Origin of the sequence: Streptomyces sp. NPDC020362 (assembly GCF_040642095.1) — a bacterium.
GTDB lineage: Bacteria > Actinomycetota > Actinomycetes > Streptomycetales > Streptomycetaceae > Streptomyces.
Genome location: NZ_JBFAET010000095.1, coordinates 24,871 through 34,829, shown reverse-complemented (window position 1 = coordinate 34,829; position 9,959 = coordinate 24,871). Strand labels below are relative to the sequence as shown.

At 72.7% G+C, this 9,959-nt stretch carries 9 protein-coding genes; 7 read left to right on the top strand and 2 right to left on the bottom strand.

The window, feature by feature from the left end; genetic code table 11:
- The first annotated feature begins 473 nt into the window (after positions 1 to 473).
- The 3 genes from AB0H32_RS28375 to AB0H32_RS28365 all read left to right on the top strand — a co-directional run bounded on the left by AB0H32_RS28375 (position 474) and on the right by AB0H32_RS28365 (position 3,730).
- Positions 474 to 1,223 (top strand): PP2C family serine/threonine-protein phosphatase, encoded by a 750-nt coding sequence (locus AB0H32_RS28375; RefSeq protein ID WP_361125804.1) that lies wholly within the window; start codon positions 474 to 476, stop codon positions 1,221 to 1,223.
- Positions 1,224 to 1,338: 115 nt separating this feature from the next.
- Positions 1,339 to 2,865, top strand: a complete 1,527-nt coding sequence (miaB, locus tag AB0H32_RS28370; protein ID WP_361125801.1) for a tRNA (N6-isopentenyl adenosine(37)-C2)-methylthiotransferase MiaB — start codon at positions 1,339 to 1,341, stop codon at positions 2,863 to 2,865.
- Between the two features lie 151 nt (positions 2,866 to 3,016).
- Entirely contained in the window at positions 3,017 to 3,730 is a 714-nt protein-coding gene (locus tag AB0H32_RS28365; RefSeq protein ID WP_361125798.1) for a class III extradiol dioxygenase subunit B-like domain-containing protein, read from the top strand.
- A gap of 216 nt (positions 3,731 to 3,946) precedes the next feature.
- Here AB0H32_RS28365 and AB0H32_RS28360 read toward each other — a convergent pair whose 3' ends face one another.
- Positions 3,947 to 4,225 carry an antitoxin gene (locus tag AB0H32_RS28360; protein ID WP_361125795.1) on the bottom strand — a complete coding sequence of 93 codons (279 nt, stop codon included), beginning with the start codon at positions 4,223 to 4,225 and terminating at the stop codon, positions 3,947 to 3,949.
- A gap of 25 nt (positions 4,226 to 4,250) precedes the next feature.
- Positions 4,251 to 4,529 carry a hypothetical protein gene (locus AB0H32_RS28355; protein WP_361125792.1) on the bottom strand — a complete coding sequence of 93 codons (279 nt, stop codon included), beginning with the start codon at positions 4,527 to 4,529 and terminating at the stop codon, positions 4,251 to 4,253.
- A 178-nt stretch (positions 4,530 to 4,707) separates the two neighbouring features.
- On the opposite strand from AB0H32_RS28355, the gene miaA reads away from it, so the two are divergent.
- The 4 genes from miaA (at position 4,708) to AB0H32_RS28335 (ending at position 9,938) form a co-directional block, all read left to right on the top strand.
- Entirely contained in the window at positions 4,708 to 5,646 is a 939-nt protein-coding gene (gene miaA, locus AB0H32_RS28350) for a tRNA (adenosine(37)-N6)-dimethylallyltransferase MiaA (RefSeq protein WP_361125789.1), read from the top strand.
- Between the two features lie 108 nt (positions 5,647 to 5,754).
- Complete coding sequence (locus AB0H32_RS28345; RefSeq protein WP_361125813.1) at positions 5,755 to 6,273, top strand: hypothetical protein; 519 nt, start codon at positions 5,755 to 5,757, stop codon at positions 6,271 to 6,273.
- 173 nt (positions 6,274 to 6,446) lie between these two features.
- Positions 6,447 to 7,316: a diaminopimelate epimerase gene (dapF, locus tag AB0H32_RS28340; protein WP_361125786.1), complete on the top strand. Its 870-nt coding sequence runs from the start codon at positions 6,447 to 6,449 to the stop codon at positions 7,314 to 7,316.
- A gap of 282 nt (positions 7,317 to 7,598) precedes the next feature.
- The gene (locus AB0H32_RS28335) at positions 7,599 to 9,938 is read left to right on the top strand and encodes an HD domain-containing protein (RefSeq protein ID WP_361125783.1); all 2,340 of its coding nucleotides are present in this window, start codon (positions 7,599 to 7,601) and stop codon (positions 9,936 to 9,938) included.
- Positions 9,939 to 9,959 lie beyond the last annotated feature (21 nt).

The window sequence follows — 9,959 nt, the reverse complement described above, 5'->3', positions numbered from 1 at the left end:
ATCTTGCCGTGTACCGGAGATACCGCCGCTGGGGACTCCGGTTACACCCCTCCCCCCGCCCGGCGCGGCGCCCCCCTCGGGGCTGCGCCCTCGCCTTCGTGCCGCCGTACCCGAGGACGGCGGCGACCGGCCCGGACGCCGCGAAACCGGAGCCGCTGTTCTCCGGCCGGTGCGGCCGGCCTCCGGGTGCTGCCGCTGGTCTCCCGACGGTGCCGCTGCTCTCCCGACGCAGTCACTGGTCCCCCGGCCGTGCCGCTGTTCTCCGGCCGGTGCGGCTGGGCCGCCGGTGCACGAAGCGGGGGTGCTTCCCGCAGGCTCTTACCCTGAAGGCAGGACCAGCAGCGACCGGAGTCCGGCAGCGGGAGGCCGAGGAGATCCCACCTCCGAGACCGGCACCTGCGGGTGCCGGCCCTCACGAGCGGCGCCGACCGGCCTTGGGCGGTGCGTTCCGTGCGGAAAGGCGGTGACGTTCCATGCGGTACGTGGCGGTGAGTGCGCTGAGTCATCCGGGGCTGCTGCGCGAACGGAACGAGGACAGCCTCGTGATCGGGCCGTGGACCCTCTGCGCCACGGTGACCGAGAGTCCGCAGACCCTGGTCTTCCCGATCGGAACACCCCTGGTCGTCGCCGTCGCCGACGGGCTCGGAGGGCATCCCGGAGGCGAGGTGGCCAGCGCCCTGGTCGTCCGCCGGCTCGCTTCGAGCGGCCCCGCCCTGAGCAGCGAGGACGCCGTCCATGACGTTCTGAACGCCTGCAACCGCGCCGTGTACGAGGCTGCCGGCGGCGATGCGGGGGGCGAGCTGGCGGCCATGGGCACGACGGTTGCCGGCGCCGTCGTTCAGCCCGGTTCGCTGCTGGTGTTCAACGTGGGCGACAGCAGGGTCCTCGCGGCCGGCCGTGACGGGCTGCGCCAGGTGAGCGTCGACGACAGCCCCCCGCTGGAGCCCGGGCAGCGCACCACGTCCCTCGTCACCCAGTGCCTGGGCGGCACCCGCACGTACCGGACCATCCGTCCCCACATCACCGCCGCGCCCCTCTCTCCCGGCGACCGCTACCTCATCTGCACCGACGGTCTGACCGATCCCCTGCCGACGGACGTGCTCGACCAACTGGTCAGGGAGCACGACGACGGCCGGGCGGCCTTCGAGCTGTGGAAGGCCGCCATGGCGGAGGGCGGCCCGGACAACATCACGCTGGCGGTCGCACGCGTCGCGGACGAATGACGAACCGGAACCACCCGCGCCGCCCGATCGCCATGAGTACGTCCCTCCAGGGGGCGTCCGCCCGCTTCGGGAAGCACCGGGCAGGGGGTCCCCGCGAAGCGCCTACCCTTGAGGAATGACCAGCAGCAGCGACCGGAGCCCCGCAGTGGACGTTCACGCCCCCAAGAGCTACGAGATCCGCACCTACGGGTGCCAGATGAACGTCCACGATTCCGAGCGATTGTCCGGGCTGCTCGAAGAGGCCGGGTACGTGCGTGCCCCCGAGGGATCGGACGGCGACGCCGACGTCGTCGTCTTCAACACCTGCGCCGTGCGCGAGAACGCCGACAACCGGCTCTACGGCAACCTCGGCCGGCTCGCGCCGAAGAAGGCCTCGCGGCCGGGCATGCAGATCGCGGTCGGCGGCTGCCTCGCGCAGAAGGACCGGGACACCATCGTGAAGAAGGCGCCCTGGGTGGACGTCGTCTTCGGCACGCACAACATCGGCAAGCTGCCCGTCCTGCTGGAGCGCGCCCGCGTGCAGGAGGAGGCGCAGGTCGAGATCGCCGAGTCGCTGGAGGCCTTCCCCTCGACCCTGCCGACGCGGCGCGAGAGCGCGTACGCGGCCTGGGTGTCGATCTCCGTCGGCTGCAACAACACCTGCACCTTCTGCATCGTCCCGGCGCTGCGCGGCAAGGAGAAGGACCGCCGTCCCGGTGACATCCTCGCCGAGGTCGAGGCGCTGGTCGCCGAGGGCGTCTCCGAGATCACGCTGCTCGGGCAGAACGTCAACGCCTACGGCTCCGACATCGGCGACCGCGAGGCCTTCAGCAAGCTGCTGCGCGCCTGCGGGAACATCGAGGGCCTGGAGCGCGTCCGCTTCACCTCCCCGCACCCGCGCGACTTCACGGACGACGTCATCGCCGCCATGGCCGAGACGCCGAACGTCATGCCGCAGCTGCACATGCCGCTGCAGTCGGGCTCGGACACCGTCCTGAAGGCGATGCGCCGCTCCTACCGCCAGGAGCGTTTCCTGGGGATCATCGAGAAGGTCCGCGCCGCCATCCCGCACGCCGCGATCACCACCGACATCATCGTCGGCTTCCCGGGGGAGACCGAGGAGGACTTCGAGCAGACGCTGCACGCCGTCCGCGAGGCGCGCTTCTCGCAGGCGTTCACCTTCCAGTACTCCAAGCGGCCCGGCACCCCGGCCGCGACCATGGAGAACCAGATCCCCAAGGCGGTCGTCCAGGCGCGCTACGAGCGTCTGGTCGCCCTTCAGGAGGAGATCTCCTGGGAGGAGAACAAGAAGCAGGTCGGCCGCACCCTGGAGCTGATGGTCGCCGAGGGCGAGGGCCGCAAGGACGGCGCCACCCACCGCCTCTCCGGCCGCGCCCCCGACAACCGCCTGGTCCACTTCACCAAGCCGGACCAGGAGGTGCGCCCCGGCGACGTGGTCACCGTCGAGATCACCTACGCCGCACCGCACCACCTTCTGGCCGAGGGCGAGGTCCTGGACGTGCGCCGCACACGCGCGGGCGACGCCTGGGAGAAGCGCAACGCGGCTCGGGCGGCGAAGCCGGCCGGTGTGCTGCTCGGCCTCCCGAAGATCGGCGTGCCCGAGCCGCTGCCTGCCGCCGCAAGCGGCTGCGGCTGCGACTGAAGGGCCACGGCGCGGAGCAGGTGCGGGCCCGCCCGGAGGAGACGGGACACCGTACGCATCGGGGTCGGTCCGACGGTGACCGAAGGACCGACCCCGCCGACGTGCTGATCGAGGACTGACGCCCGGCCGTCCTGCGGATACGCTGCCGATCATGCTTGTCGCCGCAGCCGTCTGCCCCTGCCCGCCGCTGCTCGTGCCCGAGGTCGCCGCGGGTGCCGCACCCGAACTGGATGCCGCGCGCGCGGCGTGCACGGACGCCCTCGGTGTGCTCGCCGCCGCCCGCCCCGACCTGCTGGTGGTGGTCGGACCCGCCGAGCAGAGCGGGCGCGGAGCGCACCCGCAGGGCACTGCGGGGTCCTTCCGCGGCTTCGGCGTCGACGTACAGGTACGGCTGGGCCCTGCCACGGGCGCCGTCCCCGAGCGTGAACTGCCGCCGTCGCTGGCCGTCGCCGCCTGGCTGCTGGAGCGGACGGGCTGGGCGGACGCCCCGATCGAGGGACTCGGCATCGGGGAGCCCCTTGCGCCCGAGCGGTGCATCGGCGCCGGCAGGGACATCGCCGCCCGGGCCGGACGGGTCGCGCTGCTGGTGATGGGAGACGCCAGTGCGTGCCGCACGCTCAAGGCCCCGGGATACCTCGACGAACGAGCGGCACCTTTCGACGCCGGGATCGCGCGTGCGCTGGGGACGGCGGACGTGCCGGCCCTCCAGGCGCTGGACGCCGGGCTGGCGGACGAGCTGAAGGCCTCCGGCCGCGCGCCCTGGCAGGTCCTCGCCGGGGCTGCCGAGGGCGCGGGTCTGGCGGGCGCGCTGCTGTACGACGACGCGCCCTATGGCGTGGGGTACCTGGTCGCCAGCTGGTCGTAGACGGACCGCGGAGGGTCTGTACGGCGATTCCGGGGACAGCGCCGACCGGACGATCCGGGGAACCGTGCCGACCCCGCAGATCTGGGGACCGTACCGACCCGGCAGATCCCGGGGACCCGTGCCGACCGGCATGCGGCCAAAAGCTGCCCTGGCCCGGACACGGCGGACGGCCGGGAGCCGTGGCGCTCCGCGGCCGTCCGCCGATCCGCATGCCGTTCAGGAAGCCGGTGGCGGGCCCTCCGGCCGGGTCGGCGTGGCGGCGTCACCGGCCTCCGGACCGTCCTCGTGTGCGTGCGCGAGGCGGTCCATCGCACCCTTCGCCTTGTCCGTACCGGCATGGATCTTGTCGCTGTACTTGCCCTTGGTCCGCTCGTCCACGGCCTTGGCGGCCTTGTCGATGCTGTGCTGGACCTTGCCGCCGTGCTGGCGCGCGAGGTCCGACATCTTGTCCTCGGCCAGGGCGAGCTTGGCCTTCACACTGTCCATGAGACCCATGGTCCACCTTCCCTCACGGGGACAGTCAGGTGCGGGCGCCCTCGCCGGCCTCACGGTCGGCGGCCTCGTCCGCGGACTGCTGCTTGGGGATCTCGGCGCCCTCGGCCGCGTCGGCCCCGACGGCTTCAGCCTCCGCCGCCGCGCTCTCGCGCCCGTCCTCGGCCTGCCCCTTCGCCTCCGTCGGCTGAGCCGCTTCCTCCGTCTCGGCCCCTCCCGGCTCGGTACCGGCCGCTGCCTCGTCGGCCGACGCCTCCGTTGCCGCCTTCGGCCTGTCCCTGCCGAGGAGTCGTGCAAAAACGCCCATATCCACTCCATACGTTACTCGTGCGGGCGAAATCCCGCGTCAAACGGTGCGTCCGTTTGCGCCGCCCGGGTCACCCCGTCCGGTGACCGGCGGGCGGCACCTCGGTGCAACGACCGGAGATCCCTCCCGTCACGTAACTCGTTCGAGGCATGTCCGTGAGGTTTGCGAGACTGGTGCGGTGAGCAGTGCACCCTCCGCCCCCCGCGTCATCGCCGTCGTCGGACCCACCGCGGCCGGAAAGTCCGATCTCGGCGTGTTCCTGGCCCAGCAACTAGACGGGGAGGTCGTCAACGCCGATTCCATGCAGCTCTACCGAGGGATGGACATCGGCACCGCCAAGCTGACGCCCGAGGAGCGGGCCGGCATCCCGCACCACCTGCTGGACGTCTGGGACGTGACGGTGACCGCCTCGGTCGCCGAGTACCAGAAACTGGCCCGCGCGCGGATCGACGCACTGCTGGCCGAGGGCCGCTGGCCGATCCTGGTCGGCGGTTCCGGCCTCTACGTCCGCGGGGCCGTCGACAACCTGGAGTTCCCCGGCACCGACCCCGAGGTCAGAGCCCGCCTGGAGGAGGAGCTGGCACTGCGCGGCCCGGGTGCGCTGCACGCGCGCCTGGCCGCCGCCGACCCCGAGGCAGCCCGCGCGATCCTGCCCAGCAACGGACGCCGTATCGTCCGCGCCCTGGAAGTGATCGAGATCACCGGCCAGCCCTTCACCGCCAACCTCCCCGGCCACGACTCCGTCTACGACACCGTTCAGATCGGTGTCGACGTCGCCCGCCCCGAGCTCGACGAGCGCATCGCACTCCGGGTGGACCGGATGTGGGAGGCGGGGCTCGTGGACGAGGTGCGCGCCCTGGAGGCGCAGGGACTGCGCGAGGGGCGCACGGCGTCGCGCGCCCTGGGATACCAGCAGGTGCTCGCGGCGTTCGCCGGGGAGTGCAGCGAAGCGGAGGCGCGGGCCGAGACCGTACGCGCCACCAAACGCTTCGCGCGCCGCCAGGATTCATGGTTCAGGCGGGATCCCCGGGTGCACTGGCTGAGCGGCGCCGCGGCGGACCGCACGGAACTTCCACGACTGGCCCTGGCATTGGTCGAACGACCGGTCACAGCCTGATCACGTCCTGGCATCGGGATGCGCCGCCGGTCATCCCGGCCCGTGACGCCGTGCCATCATCGAGCTGCGATCGACCAAGTGGAGTCCTAGTTGGGAGGGCGCGTGGCGATGGAGGCCGGCCCTCGCGACACCGCACCAAGTGCCGAGCACGTCAGCACCGGCAGTGGCGAACCGGAACCGCTCGAGGACCGATTGACCGAGGACCGTCTGACCGACGACGGCCCCGACGACGCCCCGGGCGGTGTGACCGCCGACGGACCGGCGCCCGAGGAGATGTACGCGGGCGGCCCGGAGGTCGAGGTCGAGCTGCGCCCGCAGCGGCGCCTGCGCATCTGGCAGCTCGCGCCCATCGTGGCCCTGGCCGCGGGCGGCTCCCTGATGTTCGCCTTCCCGCTCGCCTTCGACTTCGGCGACAGCGGCGCGGTCATCGCCATGCTGGGCCTCCTGATCTGCTGCTGCGCCGCGGGCTGGGGCATGATGGCCGCCCGCCGCGTGGGCTACACCTGGCCGGGCCTGCCGCCGCGCGGCTCCGGACGCCGCCCCGACTGGCGCGTCGTGATCGGATACGTACTGCTGGTGGCCGTGGTGGCCGTCCTCGCGGTGTGGCGGGTGGCCCGGCTGCGCTGAGGGCGCTTCAGGGGTGCGGGGCCGGCCCTGACGTGCGGCTACCGCCGCGGGGCGTGATCAGCCCCGCCGACCCGCACCGTCCCACCGCTCGGCAGCGGCCCCCACCTCTCCCCGGCCCTCCCGCGTCGGATCTCCCCGGCCCTCCCGTCGGAGCGCTCCCGTACGATCGAGGAATGAGCACGCGGATCGCCTTCCTCAAGGGTCACGGCACCGAGAACGACTTCGTGATCGTCCCGGACCCGGAGAACACCCTCGACCTCACCCCTGCGGCCGTGGCCGCCCTGTGCGACCGCCGCGCCGGGATCGGCGGCGACGGGGTGCTGCACATCGTGCGGTCCGCCGCGCACCCGGAGGCCCGGGGGATGGCCGCCGAGGCGGAGTGGTTCATGGACTACCGCAACGGCGACGGCTCGATCGCCGAGATGTGCGGCAACGGCACCCGCGTGTTCGCCCGCTACCTCCAGCACGCCGGACATGTGGCCGAAGGCGACCTCGCGATCGCCACGCGCGCGGGCGTGAAGTCCGTCCACATCGCCAAGGACGGTGACGTCACCATCGGCATGGGCAGCGCACGCCTGCCCGAGGGCGAGGTCACGGTGAGCGTCGGCGAGCGCAGCTGGCCCGCGCGCAACGTGAACATGGGCAACCCGCACGCCGTCGCCTTCGTCGACGACCTCGCGCACGCCGGCCACCTCTACGACCCGCCGCCGGTCGCCCCGGCGACCGCCTACCCGGACGGCGTGAACGTGGAGTTCGTCGTCGACCGCGGCCCCCGCCACGTCGCGATGCGCGTGCACGAGCGCGGCTCCGGCGAGACCCGTTCGTGCGGCACGGGCGCATGTGCGGTCGCCGTGGCGACCGCCCGGCGCGACGGCGCCGACCCGGCCGTCACCGGCACCCCGGCGACCTACACCGTGGACGTGCCCGGCGGGCGCCTGGTCATCACCGAACGGCCCGACGGCGAGATCGAGATGACCGGACCCGCCGTGATCGTCGCCGAGGGCGAGATCGACGGCAAGTGGCTGGAAAACGCGCTCAGCTGACCTGGCGAAACATCGGCCGCGGCGGCCCTGGGCGCCCGGATCAGCGGTTTCGGGCGGCCGGGTCCGTTCGAAACCGCGGTCAAGTGCAGGGCAGGTGGCTCAAACTCTAAACCTCTTCCTCGTCGCTCGATTGGGTGATCCGTTTCACGGTCGGCGAGAGGCGGTCGGTCGCGCGTGCTGAGCTCGGTAGCATCAAGCACCGGCACGGACGGGGGAACGTTGCCATCCCTGAGCCGCGCATGCCCTGGGCTCCGTCCGCCGGTCGACGAGCCGGAGGTGCCCATGAGTGCGGAGGCCACGAACCCTGCGACCCCTGGCCCGGTAGCGCCCACAGCGCCCGCAGCGGCCCGCAGGAAGTCCCGTGCCCGGATCGACCTGCGCCGGCTCGGCCGGGCCGCGCTGCTCGGCCCCGTCGCCCGCGGCAAGTTGCCCGACGCGATCGGCCACGTCGTGGAGGCGCACCGCGCCCACCACCCCGACGCGGACCTCGAACCCCTGCGCCGCGCCTACGTCCTGGCGGAGTCCTCGCACCGCGGCCAGATGCGCAAGAGCGGCGAGCCGTACATCACCCACCCGCTGGCCGTGACCCTGATCCTCGCCGAACTCGGCGCGGAGACCACGACCTTGACCGCCTCCCTGCTCCACGACACCGTCGAGGACACGGATGTGACGCTGGATCAGGTGCGCGAGCAGTTCGGCGAGGAGGTGCGGTATCTGGTCGACGGCGTCACGAAACTGGAGAAGGTCGACTACGGGGCGGCCGCCGAACCCGAGACCTTCCGCAAGATGCTCGTCGCCACGGGAAGCGACGTGCGGGTGATGTCGATCAAACTCGCCGACCGCCTGCACAACATGCGCACCCTCGGCGTGATGCGCCCCGAGAAACAGGAGCGGATCGCCAAGGTCACCCGGGACGTCCTCATCCCGCTCGCCGAACGCCTCGGCGTGCAGGCCCTGAAGACGGAGCTGGAGGACCTCGTCTTCGCCATCCTCCACCCCGGGGAGTACGCACACACCAGAGAACTGATCGCCGCGAACGCGGCCCGCCCCGACAACACCCTCGCCGAGATCGCCGACGAGGTCCGCGGGGTACTGCGCGAGGCCGACATCCCGGCCGAAGTCCTCATCCGCCCACGGCACTTCGTCTCCGTCCACCGTGTGGGCCGCAAGCGCGGAGAACTGCGCGGCGCCGACTTCGGCCGGCTGCTGGTGCTCGTGGGCGAGGACGCCGACTGTTACGCCGTCCTCGGCGAACTGCACACGTGCATGACCCCGGTCGTCTCCGAGTTCAAGGACTTCATCGCCGTACCGAAGTTCAACCTCTACCAGTCGCTGCACACTGCCGTCGCCCGCGCGGACGGCCAGGTCGCCGAAGTCCTCGTCCGCACCCACCAGATGCACAAGGTCGCCGAGGCCGGAGTCGTCGCCCTCGGCAACCCCTACGCGCCGTCGGGGGAGGAGCAGTCCCAGGCGGCCGACGGCGAGCGCGCCGACCCCACCCGCCCCGGCTGGCTCTCCCGGCTGCTCGACTGGCAGCAGGCCGCACCCGACCCCGACACCTTCTGGTCCACCCTGCGCGAGGACCTCGCCCAGGACCGCGAGATCACCGTCTTCCGGCCCGACGGCGGAACCCTGGGCCTGCCCGAGGGCGCCACGTGCGTGGACGCCGCCTACGCGCAGTACGGCGAGGACGCCCACGCCTGCATCGGCGCCCGTGTCAACGGCCGTCTGGCGACCCTCAGCACCGTCCTGAAGGACGGCGACACCGTCCAGCTCCTGATGGGTCAGGACCCGGCCTCCGAACCCTCCCGGGAATGGCTGGAGCACGCCCACACCCCGGCCGCCCGCATCGCCATCCAGCGGTGGCTGGCGGCGCATCCGGCCGGAGGACCGGAGGGTGCCGGCGACGGCGCGGACGGCAGCACCGCGCGTACGGGAGGCACTGCGGGCGCCGCGGCAGGCGGTACCCGGGGCGAGGCCGCCGGGAGCGGCGGGAACACCGCGGGCGAGGGACGCCCCACGGCCGCCGGAAGCGGTACGGCCGCCGGGCCCACGGGCTCCGCCCGGTTCTCCGGCCCGGCCCGGCCCTCCGGAACCGATGGCGCTCCCGCCGCCCGCCCTCCACGCGGGTCCGCAGCCCTCGACGGCGCCCCTGCCGCCCGCCCGCGGGGCGCCGACGTCCTCGTGGACCGGCCCGGAGCCGTCGTACGCCTCGCCGGGTGCTGTACGCCCGTACCGCCCGACGAGATCACAGGCTTCGCCGTACGCGGGGGAATGGTGACCGTGCACCGCGCGGGGTGTGCGGCGGTGGGGCACATGAAGGACCGCGGCCGTGCGGAGATCGGCGTGCGCTGGGGAGACACCACCGCCTGCCGGGTCACACTGGTCGCTGAATCGTTCGGTCGCCCTCATCTGCTCGCCGATCTCACCGAGGCGATCGCCGTGGAAGGCGCCGAGATCGTCTCCGCGACCGTGGAGCCGCCCAGCCAGCAGAGAGTGCGCCACACCTACACCCTCGAGCTTGCCGACGCCGCCCACCTCCCCGCCCTGATGCGCGCGATGCGCGACGTGCCCGGGGTGTACGACGTGAACCGGGCCCAGCACCAGGCGCCGATGTCCTGAGGGTGGGATTCCCGAACGGGA